The following is a 21,038-nucleotide window of genomic DNA, read 5'->3' on the forward strand; positions in this document are numbered from 1 at the left end:
GCACGCTGGGTTCTTAGGAGAGCGGCACCTGGTAACAGGTGTCGCTTATCCGACCATTATAAGCCAGAGGAAATACTCATTCACATACTGTTCATGTGCGTTTCCCCTACCAAATCTAATCCGATGAAAGAAGATAAGACCATGCTCATTTGGAGTGTAAGCAGGCTGGAAATCGCATTGCTCCGAAGCCGAAGAAGTTATACGGAAACTTTCGGCAATTTCTGAAGTTCACATCCTAGTCTCTAAGCAATACGGGCATTAGATTGAACGTGAGTATAATTAGCGTTACCATTGATTGCATATAAATACGGAAAAAACCGTCGATAAAACGTTAGCCGTACAAAGTCCACGGAACAAATGTGTCTATGGTATTATTAGCGTTATCAGACATTAGCTTCTACTATCAATGCTTACTCAGACTATCGAAGAACTCAAAAAAGCTACACCTCTTAAAGTTATTTCTATCATTTCAGATTTTGCAACGATACTCGGTGTTTCGGTCGGTACGTTAGTTGCCGGACCTTTGCTGGGTGAGTTGACCGGAAAGGGGTTTGAACTTTCAGACTTTTTATGGGCTGTATTCTTCTACTTTTTATTCATTTCATTGTTCGCTTTCGGTTTTACTGGGCTAATAAAACAGTCTATTCACCGTATCAAGAATAAACGCTACCTGAGTGGCATTTTGTCGTTAGCAGGCACATTACTTTTTGTTACGTTGACAATAAATTTCTTCCCTAATTTGACAAACCTATTTGGTAATGTTTCAGGTAGTCGTTATCTGCTTCCACCTAAGCCAAGTTTAGTCAACGCACAATTGAATTCTTTGAAGTTCGAAAAGAAAGGGGAAATTCTTTTCTTGAAAGGCAATATTAAATTTGATGAAACGGCGGATCCTAATGACTATACCGTAGCTCTCTACATTATGAATGAAGAAACAGGGGAGTATGAATATAGTTATTTTGGACTAAATAAAACTTACGCTCTATTAAATTCAAATGGAGACTTCACAATGCCAAAGGTGCCGCCACGCTCCAAAGAAAGCGCATATATCGCAGTTTATTTGTTAGCTGACAAGCAAGGTGGCATGGGCAGTGAGTTTCCAAACAAACTTACGCAAATTCCAGCTAAGAGTATGGACCAGTTAGGAGCTACGGCGTTCAGAGTCCCATAATATCTGGCTAACAAATAAGGATTAAGCGTTGCGTAGCCAACGTTAAATCCCAAGTGTGAACAAGCCCGAGCCTCTATATAAGTAAGTTGTGCGATCTGCACGTCATTCAAGTGTGAGAGTAGTTAATTGAAATATCGAAACTTTTTGAGTCAGAATTTTTGGCTATGGTTTGTTCCTTGGAATGGGCTGTTTATTTTCAGTTTATGCCTGCTCTTAAACGATGTAGAGCTTGGTAAGTTTCTTCTATCATTTGCAGGCACTAGCTTGATCGCTTTGCTCACAGCAATGGCAGCTTTCAATAATATGGACGTAAATGAAAAGAAGAAAAGAGCGAGAGATGAATATTTAGCATACGTAGATTTGCTACAGATCGTATGTGAACGTTACTATCTTCTTCGAAACCTAATTGGTCATTCTAATCGAAACAATCATATTGACTGGTTTTGTCGAGGGTTATTTACGCCATATATAGTTCCAGTTACTGACTTTAAAAGCGCAGATTTCGGACGTTTTTATTTTCTTTCCAGAAAGATGACAGATAAGCATACTGTTGGTACTGAGGTTGAAGAAAGTCAGCAAGCCTTTAATACTGTTTATTACACTCAACTGGAAGGTAACTTAAAGGCTATATTAAGTTCAATTCAGCGTAGAAATGATCTTTATGAAAGGAAAATATTTCCTGTACTGACAACCTTAAAGTATATTGGGCAAGGCTCTCACTCCATTCAAGCGAATGATTTCGAAAATGATTTATCATATTTTGAGTTTACTAACTTTCTTCAGTTCTCCGAAGAAATTAATAAGCATTTGTGTGAACTAATCCAAGATTATAAAAAAATAGCAGAAACATTGGCAAATGAAGCACGAGAGCTATTCGATGAAGAAATACTTGCAGAAAATGGTGGCTTTACATCTGTGCATTTTCCAGAAGAAAAACAACCAGTGTATATTCCTTTATCGGAGCAGCAGCTAACACTACTCAATGCTTCGAATTATCCTTCAAGAAGCTATAGAGATCGCAATCAAGTCGCCTTTGAGTTTGTGAGTGAGAGAGTATAAACAAGTATTTAAGGCTTCAAGATACTTTTCCTAACCCTAATAGAGCACGTTAGCCCCCTTACTTTAACGTGCTTTTGTCCAATTCCGTGCTAGCAGGTACCAGGGTATTCCGTGATTGTTAGGTTCGATGAAGGGATAAAGCCTTCATCGAACTTAAGTATGTTTTGAAAATGTGATTAAAAAGGCTGAGTCAGTAATCTGCTCAGCCTTTAATTCATTCGTTGTTCTATACAGCCTATTCCATTAAAGGTAACGGCTTCTTAAATGATCTTTGAAGTATTGCGCATTCAAGGTTTCACCCGTTGCGCCTTTCACCAAATCATCGGTGCTCAGCAGGCTGCCCTTGCTCCAAATATTCGATTCTAACCAAGTGAAGATAGGTGATAGATCACCACTTTCAATCACAGAGTTCACATCCACCGTTTTCTTCATTGAAGCCATGAATTGAGCCGCGTACATCGCACCTAGTGTGTAAGATGGGAAGTAACCAAATGCGCCGTCTGTCCAGTGAATATCCTGCATACAACCGTTAGTGAAATTACCTAGAGTGCTTAAGCCAAGGTATGACTGCATCTTGGTATTCCATAACTCTGGAACGTCGGTGTGTTTGATCTTGCCGTTGATCAAGTCACGCTCAATCTCGTAACGTAAAATCACGTGCGCTGGGTAGGTCAGCTCATCGGCATCAACACGGATGAAGTCTTTCTTCACGCGAGTGTAGATCTTCTGGAAGTTTTCTTTCTCAAACTCTGAGCCTGAGAATTGTTGACCAGCCAAGTTCGCTAAGTGTCCGATGAACGGGTCACTGCGGCCAACTTGCATCTCGAAGAATAAAGATTGAGATTCATGGATGCCCATCGAGCGCGCTTCACCCGCCGGTTGTCCTGCTAGGTGCTTTGGTAAGCCCTGTTCGTAACGTGCGTGCCCTGTTTCATGCACAATACCCATTAAGCTTTGAACAAATTCCGCTTCGTCGTATCGGGTTGTGATACGCACGTCTGAAGGAACGCCGCCACAGAATGGGTGGACACTTTCATCCAATCGGCCGTGTTCGAAATCGAACTGAAGCAGCTTCATGACTTCTAAACCCAGTGCTTTTTGTTTCTCGGTCGAATAGATGCCAGATGGCGCATTAAATTGCTCGCTCGACTGCTTTTCGATCACTTCATCAATCAGGTTTGGCAGCCAAGTTTTAACGTCTGCAAACAAGGTATCAAGCGAAGCAGAGCTAGTACCCGGTTCATAGATATCCAGCATGGCATCATAAGGCGTTAGATTGGCTGCGTCTGCGCGAATCTGCGCTTCTTCACGAGATAGCTCAACCACTTCACGCCAGTTCTTTTCGAATCCAACCCAGTCGTTGTTACCACGTTGGCTGCGCCATGCATGTTCACATTTTGAACCCGCTAGAGATTTCGCTTCCACCAGTTTTTCTGGAAGTAGGTTAGCTTGTTGCCACTGGCGTTTAATTTCGCGCAGAGACGATTGTTGTTCGTTGTTCAGCGCTTCGTTTTCAGCGTCTGCAATCCAATCTCCAAGTTGTGGTTGCGTCATCAACCCGTGAATATGAACTGAAAGCTCGGCCATCGCTTCGCTACGTGCTTGGTTACCACCTGCAGGCATCATTGAAGCTTGGTCCCAACCACAAATCGAGGCTAGGTGTTGAAAGCGTGAACATTTTTGAGAGTGCTCGACTAGTTTTTTGAATGCGCTCATTTGACTACTCTTAATTTGGTTTCTGTAAATGATCCTTAGGACTGCGTCAGCGTTAAGGTTCATCTCTCATGTACTTTGATTAGGGCTCTACTTTTAAAAGACGCTGACCTTCGGAGTCGAAGATATAGCGAGAAAAGCATGAGGCGGTACGATGCCTTGAATTTACTATTTCTTAACAAATTAAACTGTTCTATTGTGCACAAAATCAGTGAGTTGTATAGCTGGTGGCAATTGTTGCTTGCGAATTGTTCAGATACACGGTATTGATGATAGATCGCTGAACAAGAATGACAATGATATGGATATTTTGAACTTTGAGGCATTTCTAATTGCCATCACTATTTTAACGCTAACGCCGGGTTTAGATACGGCATTGGTAATTCGCAACACGAGCCGTTCTGGCTTGGCTGACGGTTGTATGACGAGCTTTGGTATTTGTAGCGGCTTATATGTACACGCGTTTTTCTCTGCTGTGGGTATTTCTGCAATCCTCGCTCAATCAGCTGAACTTTTTCAAGCCGTTAAGATGGTGGGTGCGGTTTACCTGATCTGGCTTGGCTTAAGCAGTTTACGAGCTTTGATGAAAAACGGTGGCGGTTTGAAGGTGGGTGAACAAGCACAGCAGGCTTACAGTGCTAAGCGTTCTTTGCGTGAAGGCTTTTTATCTAATGTGCTGAACCCAAAAACGGCAGTTTTCTATTTGGCCTTTTTACCTCAATTCGTAAACCCTGAAGGATCACCATTATTGCAATCTATGTTGATGGCTTCGGTGCACTTTATGATTGCGATGGTGTGGCAATGCGGTTTGGCAGGGGCACTTAACTCGGCTAAAAACTTGCTTAAGAATGCGAGTTTTATGAAGTGGATGGAAGGCGTGACGGGCATGGTGCTGGTGGGGCTGGGTGTGAAGCTTTTAATGGAAGAACCTAGCTAAGCCATAGGAATCTAAGTCATTGGTAGCTAAGATTGGAATCATAATAAAACGCCCGCACATCATTGCGGGCGTTTTTGATCGCTCAATTCTAATACCAATCACAGTAAGTAAGTGATCAAAAATAGCGTAGAAAAAAAGCTTGAGAACGAGGCGGGATTTTTCGATAAGTAGTTATTCTACAATCAAAAATTCTAACGAAGTTATCGAGTTTTTTAACAAGCTAGGGTGAACAGTTATTTACTACGATTGGTATAAAGTAGCGGTAATCTATTTACGACTCGAGTAGTACCGTCGCCACCGCATAATGGCGCTCATCAGAGATAGTCAGGTGAATTGACTTTGTACCACTCGCATCTGCGATTTCACGCGCTTTTTTATGCAGGCTTAGAACTGGCTTGCCATGCTCATCGTTTGAAATCTCGAAGTCGTGGAAGGTCACACCAAGAGCGATGCCTGTGCCTAATGCCTTAGACGCCGCCTCTTTTGCAGCAAAACGCTTTGCAAGATAACGCCCTTTTTGCTTAAGTTGCTGGAATACTTCAAATTCAGAATCGGTCAAAATACGCTGAGCGAAAGCCTCACCACTTCGTGATAATGCCTTTTCAACACGTTCAATTTCTGCGATATCTGTACCTAATCCAACAACAGCCATGTTTACCCTACTACCAACTTCTATCTATTAACTTTTCGATTCTACTGATTAACCGCTTAACGCTTACAACTAAACGAATGCCGAGTTAAAGAACTAAGCGTTGTTGCGCGCTGTTTCCATCACGGCTTTCATGTCTGCAACGGCTTTATTCAAACCATCAAAGACTGCGCGGCCCATGATCGAGTGACCGATGTTCAACTCGTAAATCTCAGGAAGTGCCGCAATCGGCGCTACGTTATGGTAAGTCAGACCATGACCCGCATTGACGGTAATACCAAGGTCGTCTGCGTAGCTTGCACCTGCAGCAATCTTTTTAAGCTCGTCTTGTTGGTCTTCTTCAGTTTTAGCATCAGCATAGTGGCCAGTGTGCAGTTCAATGAACGGTGCGCCACACGCTTTCGCAGCATCGATTTGCTCACGATCGGCATCGATAAACAGAGATACTTTGATACCCGCAGCCGACAATTTTTCGGTCGCCGCTTTGATCTTTTCAAGTTGACCAACCACGTCCAAGCCACCTTCCGTCGTCAGCTCTTCACGCTTTTCTGGAACCAGACAAACGAACTCAGGATTAGTATCGAGTGCAATTTGAACCATCTCGTCCGTTACGGCCATCTCTAAGTTCATGCGAGTCTGGATTGTCTCAGCAAGAATACGTACATCGCGATCAACAATATGACGGCGATCTTCACGCAAGTGAATCGTAATGCCGTCAGCACCCGCACGTTCAGCAATTTCAGCTGCGTGTACTGGGTCTGGATATTTAGTACCACGTGCATTACGTAGAGTTGCAATATGGTCGATATTAACGCCTAAAAGGATTGAGCTCATTTTCCAATACTCCGTGCTCTAGAGAGGGCTATTGTTGGCATAAATAGCTCTCTACTTTTTAATGGTTTGCCGCCAAGATACGGCTTTAAGGCTATGCGTGTAAAGCGTTTTGCCGCTTTTAACTGCTCTTTAGTGATAAACCTACGCTCACTGATTGCGATAAGTTCATCGCCCATAAAAGTCAGGTTATCTCGACGCACCGAAGCGATGAAGCCTTTCTGCTCTCGATAGCGATAAGTCATGCTCGGATCAATCGCTTCGCCAGTGCCCGCGCAGTGTAAAAAGTCGACGCCATACCCCATAGCGGAGAGTAGAGCCAATTCAAAACGACGTAGCGCTGGCTCAGGGTTCTCATTATGAGCGAGTTCTGTTAAGGCATGAAGATAGTCATGAAAAAATGCGGGCATGGCCACTTCGGCCATCAACACTCGCCCAACTAATTCATTAACGTACATTGCTGAATACAGATTAATGCCAGCAAGAGGAAGCCCCAAGCTGATCGGTTCAGCTTGGCGCAACGTTTTCATTGAACCATTGCCAGACCACTTAAGCAGTAGCGGCGTAAAAGGTTGCAATGCACCTTTCAAATTAGAACGCTTACTCCGCGCACCTTTAGACATCAACGTCACCCGACCGTACTCTTCGCTGAAGACGTCCAGAATCAGGCTCGACTCACTGTATGGTCGACGGTGCAACACAAAGCATCGCTGTAACCCTTCGCTCAATCACTTACCCTTCTTACAGATACAAAAAGAGAGAGTTCGCACTCTCTCTTGTATTTATATTCAATTCAACTTTCTTAATATCAGAAAGTGACGTTCAATATATTATAGATCGTCGATGTAGCCTAACGAGCGAAGTGCACGCTCATCGTCAGCCCAACCAGACTTAACTTTAACCCAAGTCTCTAGGTAAACCTTACGACCGAACAGTTCTTCCATGTCGATACGAGCTTCACGACCAATCGTTTTGATCTTCTCGCCCGCTTTACCAATTACCATCTTCTTCTGACCAGTACGTTCAACAAGAATCAAAGCATTGATGTGGAAACCATCGTTATCTGGGTTGTAATCAAAACGCTCGATCTCAACCGTTACTGAGTAAGGTAGCTCTTCGCCTGTGAATCGCATCAGTTTTTCACGGATGATTTCAGAGGCCATAAAGCGCTGTGAGCGATCCGTTACGTACTCTTCAGGGAAGTGGTGCGTCGCTTTTGGTAAAGAATTACGAACGTGCTTACGCAGTACATCGATATTCTTACCTTGCTTCGCTGAGATTGGCACAACATCAAGGAAGTCCATCTTCTTAGACACTTCCATCATATGTTGCATCACGTCTGTACGGTCTTGAACGTTATCTACTTTGTTAATACAAAGGACAACTGGGAAATCTGTTTTTCTCAGCTTATTCAGTACCATCTCATCGTCGTCAGTCCAGTGAGTACCGTCAACAAGGAAGAATACTAGATTCACATCGCTCAGTGAGCTGTTCGCCGCACGGTTCATCAAACGGTTAATTGCACGCTTTTCTTCAATATGAAGTCCAGGAGTATCAACGTAGATCGCTTGGTAATCGCCTTCAGTTTCTACGCCCATAATACGGTGGCGTGTCGTCTGAGGTTTACGTGATGTGATCGAGATTTTCTGACCCAAAATATGGTTCAGAAGCGTCGATTTACCTACGTTTGGTCGACCCACGATAGCGATGAAGCCACAGTGTTGGTTTTCCGGTAGGCCCGTTTTTTTGCTATCAGATGAAAAGAATGCATCGATATCGAAATCTTGATTGTTATCAGACATTGCTTAGTTGCTCTAATGCTGTTTCAGCAGCCGCTTGTTCTGCCTTGCGGCGGCTAGTGCCTTTACCGATAACAGGTTTATCCACACCTGCCACTTCACACTCAACCGTAAACTCTTGGTTGTGTGCTTCACCTTTAATATTAGTCACTGTGTAGACAGGTAGGGGATTTCTTCGACCTTGTAAAAACTCTTGTAAGCGAGTTTTTGGATCTTTTTGAGATACACCAGGCTGAATAGACTCTAGGCGAGATTGGTACCAGCTTAAAATAATACGGCGAACAACCTCGGTATCACTATCTAAATAGACAGCGCCGATGATCGCTTCAACCGCATCCGCTAGAATAGAATCACGACGGAAACCGCCACTCTTCAACTCACCTGGACCTAATTTTAAGTAATCTCCTAGTTCGAATTCACGACCTAGTTCTGCCAATGTATGACCACGTACTAATGTTGCGCGCATGCGGCTCATATCACCTTCGTTTACCTTAGGGAAACGGTGGTAAAGATCATCAGCGATAACAAAACTTAAAATTGAATCGCCCAGAAACTCAAGACGTTCGTTATGTTTACCTGCGGCACTGCGGTGAGTCAGCGCCAAATGGATAAGATCGGCATCATTAAACTGATAGCCAATCTTTCTCTCTAGTTTATCAATTGGAGAATTCATGCTCTCTCGATGTGTTATGTGATCGATTAATGAATCCCACCGATGCGATTAAAACGCACACCAGTAGGAATCCATGTTGGAAGTACACTGTCTGAACCACGTTCGAATTCGAAGCTGATCCAAATAGCAACGGCCTTACCAACAAGGTTTGCTTCAGGGACAAAGCCCCAGTAACGGCTGTCAGCACTGTTGTCACGGTTATCACCCATAACAAAGTATTGGCCTTCTGGAACGATCCACTCGTTAACACCATTGCGAGGTTGATATGCTTGCACACGATCACGGCGTAATGGGTTAACTAAGATTTGGTGCTCCACGTCACCCAGTTGTTCATTCAACTGAATTAGAGGCACACCATCTTGAATAAATTGGCTTTCTTCAACGTTACTCAACTTCACTGGTTTACAGTTACTGCCACCCTTCGCTTGAATGCAGATTTCTTTATCGCTGCTGTAGCGAATGGTATCACCCGGCATACCAATAACACGCTTGATGTAGTCGATATTCGGCTGAGGTGGGTATTTGAATACGATTGAATCACCACGTTCTGGTTTGCCTGTTTCTACCAATTGAGTGCGCCATACAGGATCTTTTAGACCATAAGCGTATTTTTCTACCAAGATGAAATCACCAACCAATAGTGTTGGCATCATCGAGCCAGATGGAATTTGAAACGGTTCATAAATAAATGAACGCAAAACCAAAACAAATGCAATTACAGGGAAAATGGACACACTGTTCTCAACCCACCAAGGCTGAGCCGTAACTTTTGCGCTGGTTGCAGCGTCTAGGCCATTCGACTGTGCTTCAACGTCAGCCAGTTTTTGTTGGCGCTTCTTCGCCCACACAAACTTTTCCAACGCCCATACAATGCCGGTCACTAGAGTTACGATCACTAAGATAAGCGAAAATGTATTAGCCATTGATATCCCTTAAATTTCATTTCTTTAAAAATAACGAAAGTGAAAGAGTATAACCCTTTCACTCTGCTTAATATTTCTAATCCGTATCAATCATGCTGACTAAATGCTGGGGAGATTACGCAGGAAAAATCGTTTAGTTCGAGGCGCAAAGTGCAGTGACTAGTGGGCCTAATTGCAATCTTTGCAACAAAGAAATAAACGATTTTAACCAGTAATGTTCAGCAGATAGTTAGTGCGATTGATACCTAGTCTTTGCCAACATGAAGGATTGCTAAGAATGCCTCTTGAGGCAGTTCAACGTTACCGATCTGCTTCATACGCTTCTTACCTTCTTTTTGTTTCTTAAGAAGTTTCTTCTTACGACTGATATCACCACCGTAACATTTTGCGATTACGTTCTTACGCAGTTGTTTCACTGTAGAACGAGCAATAATGTGGTTACCAATCGCGGCTTGAATCGCGATATCAAACATCTGGCGAGGGATGAATTCTTTCATCTTCTCAACCAGTAGACGACCACGAGACTGGGCAATATCTTTGTGTGTAATGATCGCCAGTGCATCAACCGTTTCACCATTCAACAATACATCTACACGTACCATGTTTGATGCTTCGTAACGTTGGAAGTTGTAATCCAATGATGCGTACCCGCGAGACGTTGACTTCAGACGGTCGAAGAAGTCTAGAACCACCTCAGCCATTGGAAGATCGTATGTCACAGCAACTTGGTTACCGTGATAAACCATGTCGACTTGCACGCCACGCTTCTCAACACACAGTGTGATCACGTTGCCTAGGTAATCCGAAGGTACCAGAATATTACAGCGAGCAATCGGTTCACGAATTTCTTCTAAGTCATTAATAGCAGGCAGTTTAGCCGGGCTATCAACATAGAGAATTGTGCCATCCGTTTTTACAACTTCGTACACTACGGTTGGTGCCGTTGTGATTAGGTCTAGGTCGTATTCACGCTCTAAACGCTCTTGGATGATCTCCATGTGAAGCATTCCTAAGAAGCCACAACGGAAACCAAAGCCAAGTGCTGCTGAACTTTCTGGTTCGTAAAATAGTGATGCATCGTTCAGGCTTAGTTTGCCTAGTGCGTCACGGAAGTTTTCGTAGTCATCAGACGATACTGGGAATAGACCTGCGTATACCTGAGGCTTCACTTTTTGGAAACCAGGTAGACGTTCTGTGCTGCCGCCTTTTGCAAGCGTCAACGTATCACCAACAGGTGCGCCAAGGATGTCTTTAATACCACAAACAACCCAGCCAACTTCGCCAGTATTTAGCTCAGTTGTGTCGATTTGCTTAGGTGTGAAGATACCTAGACGGTCAACACCCCAAACTTGGTCTGTCGACATTACTTTAATCTTGTCGTTCTTCTTCAGCTTACCGTTCTTGATACGAACCAAAGAAACAACGCCTAAGTAGTTATCGAACCAAGAGTCAATGATCAGAGCTTGTAGTGGCGCTTCTGGATCACCTTCCGGTGGCGGGATAGCCGTTACGATGTTTTCAAGAACGTCATCAACACCGATACCGGTTTTTGCAGAACAACGCGTCGCTTCCATCGCATCGATACCAACGATCTCTTCGATTTCTTCAGCAACTCGTTCAGGTTCAGCAGCAGGTAAGTCAATCTTGTTCAAGATTGGCACTACTTCCAGTTCCATTTCGATCGCGGTGTAACAGTTTGCTAGAGTTTGAGCTTCAACACCTTGGCCGGCATCCACTACAAGAAGCGCGCCTTCACAAGCGGCTAGAGAGCGAGATACTTCATAAGAGAAGTCTACGTGTCCAGGGGTATCGATAAAGTTAAGTTGGTAAGTTTCACCATCTTTAGCTTTGTAATCTAAAGTCACACTCTGCGCTTTAATTGTAATACCACGCTCGCGTTCTATATCCATAGAATCGAGGACTTGAGCTGCCATCTCACGTTCACTTAACCCTCCACAAACTTGGATTAAGCGGTCAGAAAGGGTCGACTTACCGTGGTCGATGTGGGCGATAATCGAAAAATTACGAATGTGCTTCATAGGCTTGGTGTGACTAAACTCTTTGAATAGGGATAATAAGAAAGCCGCAACGCGTCCAATCTACAGTCAGCATTGGTGGCGGCATTTCAATCAAGTTGGCAGATTCTACCCAATTTAAGGGCAATAAGCATCATAAATTAGATGAGAGACTTGCCTAGGATTCTAATCAAGACAACTTCTTGCTTGGATTTGTCTTCCATTGGTTTAGCTAAGCGCTTCGCCAAACCAATACCACCAGCAGTAAACAGCGCTGCAGTTAAGATAACAATGCCCTCGCCCCCTTGGAGTAAGGGTTGTAACAAGAGTTGTCCAAAACCAGCACCAACCATCAACATGAAAAGCGGGATAAGATAAACAATAGCCGCAGACTGAAGTAGGCTTTTTTCTGGAAAGCCAATTTCTACGATCTGGCCTGCTTTAACTAAGCTTTGGGTTTTAAGCTGCCAAAACAAGGATTTATTGCCAACAGCCTTGGTCACAATACCCGTTCCGCAGCTTTTTTGAGATGAGCAGCTACTGCAACTGGTTTGTTGTTCGCAGCTCAGTTGAACAAAATATTGCTTACCTTTTTGTTCGACTGAGCTAACGGTTGCCAACGCAGTCATCATTGCGCTGGTGCCGGTTTATTGAACGTGACGGATTGAGCGATACGCTTGGCCGTTGCTGGCGGAATATCACCAACCACAGAGATTTCTTTGTCGCCAATCACTAAGCTGTGCAAGGTTCTTCGCCCTTGGCGTACCAGCTGTCCTTTCAATGAATGTTCGTCTTTATCGGCGATATAAACCGAAAAGCTAAATAATCCATCACTGAAAAGCTGGCTTTCAACCATTTTCTCGGTCGCAGCCATTTGGTAACGGCTGAGTTCTTTCGATTTAAATCCTTCTGGTACCCACGAGGCTTGCCAGTCGGTCTCACTCACCAAGCCTTCTGGCAATGACAAAACCTTCGGCAATTTAGCTTGATTCAAGCCGCCCATTGCTTCTGCAATTTTATCGTTCACGACATAAGAGATAGTGCGGTACTGCTCAAGCACTTCGCCATCACGATCCAAAAGATCGGCACGCAAAGGAAGGTTGGTTTTCTCGTCGACCCAAACCACATAAGAGTATCGAAGGCCGTCTTTCGGCACGACGCGTAATACTTGCGTGGTACTGCCCGCCTCACGAGAACGCCCAACTTTTACAAAATCGTAGTATTGGTTGAGAGAATCGATATCTCGATTAATCATCGGAATGACAGGTGCAACCATGCTGCCAGACTGAATAGTAAATGGCTCTGTACCCGGTTCGATGTAGCTAACTTCATTGCCACGTCGAATAACCTCACGAACAGGGCCGCTTAGATAAACAAGGTGTGCAAGTTGTTGGTCGTCGTTAACTGCATGACGATAAAGCAGAGGTTCAATACTGCTCTTCTTTATCAATATGTAGGAGAGTTCGTAATTTAGATGCTGACTGGCCTCGTTCATTTGATGTAACAAGGCCTTTGCAGTGGTTTCCTCTGCAAAGGCTGTTGGAGACATCAAGCTGAACAGTGTCAGTGCACTGACCAGGATTTTCTTCATTCAATATCCGATTCTAGGCGTGCATCTTCCATTGGCGATGCATCACTGTTTAATCTTAGTTGTAGCTCATAATCTTCTAACAATGCATGAACGCGTTTGCGTTGCTCTTGCATGTTAGCTTCAGATGCAGGTCTCTCAACAGAGTCACGCGTTAAGCTTACTGGTTCCGCAGAACCTGCAAATGGAATCGTCTGGAGTACAGGCAACTGCTCTGGAGCTGCGGGATCGCTGCCGCCGTATTGCTGAACACCTAATACAACTGCTAATGAAACACACGCTGCCACGGCAACTTGTCCAAACTGTTGTAACCATGCAGGAAGCTGACGCTTCGCTTGCTGAGGTTTAGGCTGCTCTTCAATTGGAGCAACAGTAGGTTCAACATTCACTTGGTGCAGGTTCGACATTGAACCATGTGCAGGCTCATCATCAAGCGCTGCCGCTACACTGTTAGCAATGTTCCACTCTGGAGTTTCTGGCGCATCCCCACGCATAACATCACCAATTAAATGGTAACTCTGCCAGGTATCCATGCTTTCTTGATCAGATTCGAGATCTACTATGAGAGCTTTATCGATCGTTTCACCATCCATGAGTGCCGAAAGCTTTTCTTTATCAGCCATTATTTTCACCATAATTATTACAAGTTCTAGCGTTGTAAAAGAGGTTTAATTTTCTTTTCTACCGCTTCACGAGCTCGGAAAATACGCGAACGTACGGTTCCTACAGGGCAATCCATTACTTCTGCAATCTCTTCGTAGCTCAAACCTTCGAGCTCACGCAACGTCATTGCAGTTTTTAAGTCTTCGGGTAGCGCTTCAATCGCTCCAAAAACAACTTGTTTCAATTCGTTTGACAGCGTTAAGTTCTCAGGGTTCGATATTTCTTTTAACGCGCTGCCTGTTTCGTAATATTCTGCATCTTCTGCATCGACATCTGTTGCTGGCGGCCTGCGGCTCTGGGCAACAATATGATTTTTAGCGGTGTTCACGGCAATTCGGTACAACCATGTATAGAAAGCACTCTCACCACGAAAGTTAGGTATCGCGCGGTAAGCTTTAATAAAAGCTTCTTGTGCTACATCAGGTACATCACCGGAATTATTCACGTATCGAGAGATAAGATTACAAACTTTGTTTTGATACTTAACCACTAATAAGTTAAATGCCTGCTTATCTCCACTCTGAACTCGCTCAATCAACACTTGATCGGTTAGCTGCTCGTTCATTCGAGCGGGTACTCCTATTGTTATAACCCTTACCTTCACAGATATGGGTACTAATTATGCGAAATGTAGTATTGACACCACCGTCTACAAGAGCACTATTGTGACTAAGCCAAATACCGAAAGTTCCAACTTTCCTAAAATTATTTGCCATTATTGTTTCACAATGTGATGTAATAAAAATAGTTATCCCTATCAATTTGGGGAAACTTGAGCAAAAGCAATGGTATTGAGCAATTAAATATTTCTAGATAGCTGTCTATATATTGATTTTGTGTCGTGTTTTAGGATGACTAGGGAAAGATTATAACAGTCTTACCCAAACTCCTAAAACAAGACGAAGTCAATTGAGCATGGACAACTCGACTATAACCCGGGATTTAATAAGTTTTATGAACGCAAACCGTGAACATCAGTGTGATGTATTAGTGGTAGGAAGTGGTGCGGCAGGCTTGTCATTAGCCTTACGCGTAGCAGAACATGCAAAAGTAATTGTATTAAGCAAAGGACCACGCAGCGAAGGATCGACGTATTACGCACAAGGTGGTATTGCGGCGGTGTTCGATGAATCGGACAGTATTGAGTCTCATGTAGAAGATACTCAAATTGCTGGGGCTGGGTTATGCGAAGAAGATACAGTTCAATTCATTGCTGAAAATGCTAAAGAGTGTGTGCAATGGCTGATTGATGGTGGTGTTCCATTTGATAAAGATGAGAACAGCACAGAAGGCCAACCAAAATATCACCTCACTCGTGAGGGCGGCCACAGTCACCGCAGAATTCTGCACGCTGCCGATGCAACTGGCATGGCGATGCAAACCTCACTGCAAGATAACGTCAAGAATCACCCAAATATCGAGATCTTCGAGCGTCACAATGCGCTGGATTTAATCACTGAAGATAAGATAGGTGGTTCGAAAGACAAGGTTATCGGTGCCTATATTTGGAACCGTAACCAAGAACACGTTGAAACCGTGCGCGCTAAATTTGTTGTATTAGCAACAGGCGGCGCTTCAAAGGTTTACCAATACACCTCTAACCCAGATGTCTCTTCAGGTGATGGTATTGCTATCGCTTGGCGTGCGGGTTGTCGTGTGGCAAACCTTGAGTTCAACCAGTTCCACCCGACTTGCTTATTCCACCCAGAAGCGCGTAACTTCCTACTAACGGAAGCATTGCGTGGTGAAGGTGCCTATTTGCGTCGCCCAGATGGCTCTCGCTTTATGAAGGACTTCGATGAGCGCGGTGAATTGGCTCCACGCGATGTGGTTGCTCGTGCGATTGACTTTGAAATGAAGCGCTTAGGTGCTGACTGCATGTATGTTGATATCAGCCACAAACCTGAAGAATTCATCACGACGCATTTCCCAATGATCCATACTCGCTTGATGGATTTGGGGATTGATATGACCAAAGAACCGATTCCAATCGTACCGGCAGCTCACTACACTTGTGGTGGTGTCATGGTGAATAAGCAAGGTCAAACCGACTTAACTAACCTATATGCAATTGGCGAAGTGAGTTATACCGGCTTGCACGGTGCAAACCGTATGGCTTCAAACTCACTGCTTGAGTGTGTGGTATACGCGTGGGCAGCCGCAAAAGATATCGTTGAAAACATCGACCAATCTCAACTGTGCGCTGAACTTCCGGCATGGGATGAAAGCCAAGTCACCAACAGTGATGAAGAAGTGATCATTCAACACAACTGGCACGAGCTAAGACTGTTCATGTGGGATTACATGGGTATTGTTCGAACGGACAAACGCCTTGAACGTGCAATGCGCCGCATTCAGATGTTGCAGCAGGAAACTCATGAGTACTACAGCTACTTTAAGGTTTCAAATAACCTATTAGAACTGCGTAACTTACTACAAGTGGCTGAGTTGATGGTTCGCTGTGCAATGCAACGTAAAGAGAGCCGCGGCCTACACTACACGCTGGATTACCCAGAACTTGCTGAAGACAGCGGCCCAACCATTCTGACACCAGAGAAAAACCAGTCTTAATTTTTGGTCATGGAAAAAGACGACAGGGAGCCTAGCGCTCCCTTTCTTTTATCTTTGGTTCTTGTTTATCCAATGCTTTCGTTTATCAAACGGACTCGTTGTAAATGCGCCAAGAAGTGTCGATATTCACGTTCATTGCAACTATCTCGCCACAACAAGACTGAATATCCGCACTCAAACTGCAATTTAACGAAGAACTGCGCCCAGATCTTATCAACGGACTTAAGTGTGTAGGCTTGCTCATTGAGTCGAATCTCGCCATCTTCTTTATAGTCAAAGCATCCATGTGCTGTATTCAAGATTACATGATTGGCTTTAAACAAACTGAACACTAAAGCTAAACAATAGAGGGCAACAGCGAGTGGAATAGAAGAGAAAACGATGAAAAACAAAAGGCACCCAAAAACAGTGCCTTTTGCAAATAATGCGGAATACGAAGGGTTAAGCTGAAGCTTAACGAACCTTGCTGAGGTTATGCGCGACAATTTTATCAACCATTGAAGCATGGCCTAGGTTTTCACTGCGTCCGTGTCCCATTACCCAAGTAAACAGGTCTGGGTCATCACACTCTAATAGAGAAACAAACTCACGCTGCTCCTGCTCTTGCAATGAATCAAAACACTCTTCGAAAAATGGCATGATAACTACGTCAAGTTCCAACATGCCACGACGGCAACCCCATTTAATTCGTGCTTTCTGCTCTGCAGTGTACATTGGCTATCCTCACCTATAATTTTTCTTTCTCGGAGTGTAACAAGTCATACGCTCTGCAACTACTATGTGAGTCACAGTCCCTATCTAAGCTCACAAAAAAACCTAAGCTGACAAAGAAACAGAACCGGATTAACATAGAGCCAAATAAAATTCTTAGGAAAGATAAAATGGATTGGAAAAACACATTTCAGCCGCTCGCTCATACGCAAAATGAATCGCTTCCAGAACTGATGATGACACACGTGTCAGATTGGAGCGCAATTACCATGATAGGCGATGACAAAAAGTCGTACCTACAAGGTCAAGTTACGTGCGATGTCGTCACTCTTCCTAATGATGAATCTACATTAGGTGCGCATTGTGATGCGAAAGGAAAGGTATGGAGTATCTTTCGCTTGTTCCACCACAACGGTGGCTACGCACTCATGCAGCCTAAGTCTGCGATTGAAGTCGAATTAGTTGAAATCAAGAAATACGCTGTATTCTCTAAGGTTGATATCGAGCAAACGTCTGACGTTGTTATCGGTGTCATGGGCGCGTCCGCTGATCAATACATTGACTCGATTTCAGAAAGCCAAGGTAAAGTGCGTGTAATCTCTGGTGGCACCGCTGTTCAAGTCTCTGACAACCGCTGGGCTCTACTTGTTACGCAAGAAGCAGCAGAAGCCTTGGTATCAAGCAGCACTGCAGAAAAAGTATCAGAAGCGCTTTGGCAGTATCATGAAATTCTTGATGCTCAGCCGAACCTATCGAAAGCAGAGCAAAACGAACACATCCCTCAAGCACTCAACCTGCAAGCGATTGGCGGTATCAGCTTTTCAAAAGGCTGTTACACAGGTCAAGAAACAGTTGCTCGTGCTAAATACCGTGGCATGAACAAGCGTGAAATGCGCATTGTTTCAGGAACGAGTTCAGATGTATTGTCTCTAGAGAATACGATTGAACTAGAGCGCAGCGTAGGTGAGAACTGGCGCGGTGCAGGCCGACTATTAAACGTCTATCAATTTGCTGATAATCAGGCGATTGGTTTGATGGTGTTGCCAAACAACCTTGATGACGATGTTCAGCTTCGATTGACTGCGCAACCTGAGCAAATATGGAACATTCTGCCACTGCCTTACAGCCTTGACGAAGAGTAGCCACGTGGAAACACTGATTACACAATGGTTAGATCAACAGCAGGTGGACTATCGCCTGTTGGTGCAAAGCAAGCCAACCACCAGCATCGAAGAGACAGCGCAAGAACGAGGTATTAATGCCTCTCAAATGGTCAAGTGCATCCTGCTTAAGGATATGGGAAACCAGTATGCGTTGGCCTGTACTCCTGGCGATCGCTCTATCGATCCAAAGAAAGTACGCTCGGTACTGAATTGCCGTCGAATGACCTGCGTATCACTCGCTGATGTTGAAGCCATCACCGGCTTTAAAGCTGGATGTGTTGGGCCTATTGCTCTAAAGAGATACATGCCGATCATTTTTGATCCTTCCATTCAGAGCAACTCGACCGTTACCATTAGCTCGGGTGATCGAATGGCTGGCGTTGCGTTGGATCCCAATGATCTCATAGCACTATGTGCACCGATCGTCGCTGACATCAGTCGATGAACGTTTCGAACAGATCATGCTTCGCAAACTTCATTTTAATATTTCATTGAGTACATTTTTAGTGTGAACTTCGTCATAAGAAAAACACACCCACCTTAAATAGTTACTCAAAATAAAAGCATAAGTAGTCACAAGGTTGAATTTGCGTTATTGTAATTTTACTGACTAGCCTTTAAGCAAATCAGTACAAGTGAATCCACTGAGTAACATCAGTATCCACTTTTGTGTAATGCATCTGTGACTATTCGCCCGTTTTAGACGGGCTTTTTTTTGTTCAAAATTTACAATTTGATTACACAAACAAAAAAATTCCGCCTATTCTTATACTTGTAACATTAGCACTGCTTAATACCGGACAGGAAAGTTCGTAGCAGTTCACTACTCAGTACTATTTTGGGGAGGAGCTCACGTAAAAATAGATATTTACTGAAGAAAGTGCTTAGAACAGCACAAATATCTAATTAACGTCAACTCTACTGCATATTACTCCATGCTTATCACAATAATTATCTCGGAGTTTTTCTATAATATGCAGGCTAGGTAAATATAAGGATAATTAAAAATGAGACTGTTTAAGCGCTATACACCGAGTATGATTGCTAAACATGTAAGTCGACTTTTCAAAGGACGAATCTACATTTACGGCGTAGGTAAATTTGAGTTTGATAACGGTAAACTCGTACTACCAGACCGAGCAGAGAAGCGTCACTTCCAAACCGTGAAAGAAATAAATAGTGAAATCATGAAACTGCGCTGCGCGTACGCATGATCTGATAGTCTAAAGAATTAAAAACAAAAAGGGTTGGCATTATGCCAACCCTTTTTTCGTGTTCGTGATGTCGTCAATTGCTATCAACTTTAGCTACTGACCATCAACAGCAATCCATCTCACGCGACTATCGGTGTGCTACGGGGCGCTTAGCTAAATCCGGAAGATTGCCCGACAACCCCAGCGCTCGCTTCATTATCTCATCTTTCGCACCCGGTAATTGACCAGCAAGCTTCATACCGATACCACGAATTAGCTTCTTAGCCGGATTATCGCCTTCAAACAGATCTTTAAAGCCCTGCATTGAAGCAATCATTTTCGCCGCCTCAGCTTTTCTCCAGCGCTCATAGCCACGAAGGTTGCGCTTGGTGCCAATATCCTCACCAGAAGCCCATAGTGTTAACAGCTCTTGCGCTAAGCTTGCTGCGTCTAATAGACCAAGGTTCACGCCTTGCCCTGCTAATGGGTGAATAGTATGAGCAGCATCCCCCACCAAAGCGACACGCTCTACAGCAAAGTCACGTGCATAACGCATGCGCAGTGGGAAGGCAAAACGGTCACCAACCACTTCGCATAAACCAAGTTTTGAGTCGAACTCTGCCGTTAGCTGCTTATTAAAATCAGCATCCGACATTGATACAAGCTTCTCGGCACGATTAGGCTCCGTAGACCAAACTATCGAGCTCATTTTGCTTGGCTGCATTGGCAGGAACGCCAATGGGCCTTGAGGTGTAAATATTTGACGAGCAACGCTATGGTGCTGCTCTGAGGTTTTGATGTTCGCGACAATCGCACTGTGGCCGTAATCCCAATGAGTTAATGGGATATCTTGTTGCTTGCGAACCCAAGAGTTTGCACCGTCAGCTCCAACAACTAACTTTGCTGTCAGCGCTTGGCCGTTGTCTAACGTTAGCCATGCTTCGCTCTCACCAATCGCCATCGTTTTACACGTTGCAGGCATGTATAGGCTGACATTATCTTGCTTCTTAACCTGATCAAGCAGCGCTAATTGGATTACGCGGTTTTCTACAATATGGCCTAGGTTAGGCTGTGCTAAGCGTGTTGAGTCAAACTCAATGCGAGCAAAGCTGTCTTGTTCCCACACTTCCATCGCTTGGTAGGGCGCAGCACGTCTTTGTTCGATACCTTGCCATGCGCCTAGATTGCGAAGAATCACTTCACTCGAGCGGCTCAATGCCGACACACGCACATCAGGCAATTCGCTAAGCCCTTCGCTAGGCGCTCTGCCTTCAATCACCGCAATCCTTAGATCGCTGTCTTTCAGTGCAGCCGCAAGCGCTAGGCCAACCATGCCACCGCCAACAATCGCGATATCAACACTTTGCATCATTATTTAT

General features: G+C 44.2%; 22 protein-coding genes. 7 read left to right on the forward strand and 15 right to left on the reverse strand.

Annotated elements, in window-relative coordinates:
• Positions 1 to 406 precede the first annotated feature (406 nt).
• The gene (locus ACED28_RS15955; protein ID WP_102250099.1) at positions 407 to 1,171 is read left to right on the forward strand and encodes a hypothetical protein; all 765 of its coding nucleotides are present in this window, start codon (positions 407 to 409) and stop codon (positions 1,169 to 1,171) included.
• Between the two features lie 144 nt (positions 1,172 to 1,315).
• A complete protein-coding gene (locus tag ACED28_RS15960) occupies positions 1,316 to 2,230 on the forward strand; it encodes a hypothetical protein (RefSeq protein WP_371710230.1) in 915 nt (304 codons plus the stop codon).
• 243 nt (positions 2,231 to 2,473) lie between these two features.
• Here ACED28_RS15960 and ACED28_RS15965 read toward each other — a convergent pair whose 3' ends face one another.
• Positions 2,474 to 3,946, reverse strand: a complete 1,473-nt coding sequence (locus tag ACED28_RS15965) for a carboxypeptidase M32 (protein WP_371710231.1) — start codon at positions 3,944 to 3,946, stop codon at positions 2,474 to 2,476.
• A gap of 298 nt (positions 3,947 to 4,244) precedes the next feature.
• Between ACED28_RS15965 and ACED28_RS15970 the strand changes: the two genes are divergently transcribed.
• Entirely contained in the window at positions 4,245 to 4,880 is a 636-nt protein-coding gene (locus ACED28_RS15970) for a LysE family translocator (protein ID WP_017101085.1), read from the forward strand.
• A gap of 271 nt (positions 4,881 to 5,151) precedes the next feature.
• Here ACED28_RS15970 and acpS read toward each other — a convergent pair whose 3' ends face one another.
• The 11 genes from acpS to rpoE all read right to left on the reverse strand — a co-directional run bounded on the left by acpS (position 5,152) and on the right by rpoE (position 14,586).
• The gene (acpS, locus tag ACED28_RS15975; RefSeq protein ID WP_009847650.1) at positions 5,152 to 5,532 is read right to left on the reverse strand and encodes a holo-ACP synthase; all 381 of its coding nucleotides are present in this window, start codon (positions 5,530 to 5,532) and stop codon (positions 5,152 to 5,154) included.
• Between the two features lie 93 nt (positions 5,533 to 5,625).
• Positions 5,626 to 6,363, reverse strand: coding sequence for a pyridoxine 5'-phosphate synthase (pdxJ, locus tag ACED28_RS15980; RefSeq protein ID WP_009847651.1), 738 nt, complete (start codon positions 6,361 to 6,363; stop codon positions 5,626 to 5,628).
• A complete protein-coding gene (recO, locus tag ACED28_RS15985) occupies positions 6,360 to 7,088 on the reverse strand; it encodes a DNA repair protein RecO (protein WP_012604785.1) in 729 nt (242 codons plus the stop codon). The genes pdxJ and recO overlap by 4 nt, the downstream gene beginning before the upstream one ends.
• A 102-nt stretch (positions 7,089 to 7,190) precedes the next feature.
• A complete protein-coding gene (gene era / locus ACED28_RS15990; protein ID WP_004735384.1) occupies positions 7,191 to 8,162 on the reverse strand; it encodes a GTPase Era in 972 nt (323 codons plus the stop codon).
• A complete protein-coding gene (gene rnc, locus ACED28_RS15995) occupies positions 8,155 to 8,832 on the reverse strand; it encodes a ribonuclease III (RefSeq protein ID WP_004735383.1) in 678 nt (225 codons plus the stop codon). Before rnc ends, era begins: the two co-directional genes overlap by 8 nt.
• Before the next feature lie 26 nt (positions 8,833 to 8,858).
• Entirely contained in the window at positions 8,859 to 9,755 is an 897-nt protein-coding gene (lepB, locus tag ACED28_RS16000; RefSeq protein ID WP_371710232.1) for a signal peptidase I, read from the reverse strand.
• A gap of 245 nt (positions 9,756 to 10,000) precedes the next feature.
• Positions 10,001 to 11,794, reverse strand: coding sequence for a translation elongation factor 4 (lepA, locus tag ACED28_RS16005; RefSeq protein WP_009847653.1), 1,794 nt, complete (start codon positions 11,792 to 11,794; stop codon positions 10,001 to 10,003).
• A gap of 137 nt (positions 11,795 to 11,931) precedes the next feature.
• On the reverse strand, positions 11,932 to 12,402 hold the full coding sequence (locus ACED28_RS16010; RefSeq protein WP_009847654.1) for a SoxR reducing system RseC family protein: 471 nt from the start codon (positions 12,400 to 12,402) through the stop codon (positions 11,932 to 11,934).
• Entirely contained in the window at positions 12,399 to 13,361 is a 963-nt protein-coding gene (gene rseB, locus ACED28_RS16015) for a sigma-E factor regulatory protein RseB (RefSeq protein ID WP_009847655.1), read from the reverse strand. Before rseB ends, ACED28_RS16010 begins: the two co-directional genes overlap by 4 nt.
• Positions 13,358 to 13,981: an RseA family anti-sigma factor gene (locus tag ACED28_RS16020; protein WP_371710233.1), complete on the reverse strand. Its 624-nt coding sequence runs from the start codon at positions 13,979 to 13,981 to the stop codon at positions 13,358 to 13,360. Before ACED28_RS16020 ends, rseB begins: the two co-directional genes overlap by 4 nt.
• Before the next feature lie 26 nt (positions 13,982 to 14,007).
• Positions 14,008 to 14,586: an RNA polymerase sigma factor RpoE gene (gene rpoE / locus ACED28_RS16025; RefSeq protein WP_004735377.1), complete on the reverse strand. Its 579-nt coding sequence runs from the start codon at positions 14,584 to 14,586 to the stop codon at positions 14,008 to 14,010.
• A gap of 389 nt (positions 14,587 to 14,975) precedes the next feature.
• Between rpoE and nadB the strand changes: the two genes are divergently transcribed.
• Entirely contained in the window at positions 14,976 to 16,592 is a 1,617-nt protein-coding gene (gene nadB, locus ACED28_RS16030; RefSeq protein WP_012604791.1) for an L-aspartate oxidase, read from the forward strand.
• Between the two features lie 65 nt (positions 16,593 to 16,657).
• Here the strand turns inward: nadB and ACED28_RS16035 are convergent, their stop codons facing one another.
• Both ACED28_RS16035 and ACED28_RS16040 read right to left on the reverse strand, forming a co-directional pair.
• Positions 16,658 to 17,098, reverse strand: a complete 441-nt coding sequence (locus ACED28_RS16035; RefSeq protein ID WP_012604792.1) for a protein YgfX — start codon at positions 17,096 to 17,098, stop codon at positions 16,658 to 16,660.
• Positions 17,046 to 17,306, reverse strand: coding sequence for a succinate dehydrogenase assembly factor 2 (locus ACED28_RS16040; RefSeq protein ID WP_004735374.1), 261 nt, complete (start codon positions 17,304 to 17,306; stop codon positions 17,046 to 17,048). Before ACED28_RS16040 ends, ACED28_RS16035 begins: the two co-directional genes overlap by 53 nt.
• A gap of 167 nt (positions 17,307 to 17,473) precedes the next feature.
• Between ACED28_RS16040 and ygfZ the strand changes: the two genes are divergently transcribed.
• From ygfZ to ACED28_RS16055, 3 genes are all read left to right on the forward strand, one after another.
• The gene (gene ygfZ, locus ACED28_RS16045) at positions 17,474 to 18,445 is read left to right on the forward strand and encodes a tRNA-modifying protein YgfZ (protein WP_102582625.1); all 972 of its coding nucleotides are present in this window, start codon (positions 17,474 to 17,476) and stop codon (positions 18,443 to 18,445) included.
• A gap of 4 nt (positions 18,446 to 18,449) precedes the next feature.
• Entirely contained in the window at positions 18,450 to 18,911 is a 462-nt protein-coding gene (locus tag ACED28_RS16050) for an aminoacyl-tRNA deacylase (protein ID WP_009847659.1), read from the forward strand.
• A 562-nt stretch (positions 18,912 to 19,473) separates the two neighbouring features.
• Positions 19,474 to 19,680: a DUF1107 domain-containing protein gene (locus ACED28_RS16055; RefSeq protein ID WP_009847660.1), complete on the forward strand. Its 207-nt coding sequence runs from the start codon at positions 19,474 to 19,476 to the stop codon at positions 19,678 to 19,680.
• 127 nt (positions 19,681 to 19,807) lie between these two features.
• Here the strand turns inward: ACED28_RS16055 and ACED28_RS16060 are convergent, their stop codons facing one another.
• On the reverse strand, positions 19,808 to 21,031 hold the full coding sequence (locus tag ACED28_RS16060; RefSeq protein WP_371710234.1) for an FAD-dependent 2-octaprenylphenol hydroxylase: 1,224 nt from the start codon (positions 21,029 to 21,031) through the stop codon (positions 19,808 to 19,810).
• Between the last annotated feature and the right edge of the window lie 7 nt (positions 21,032 to 21,038).

The organism is Vibrio sp. 1F253, from assembly GCF_041439295.1.
GTDB classification, from domain to species: domain Bacteria; phylum Pseudomonadota; class Gammaproteobacteria; order Enterobacterales; family Vibrionaceae; genus Vibrio; species Vibrio tasmaniensis_A.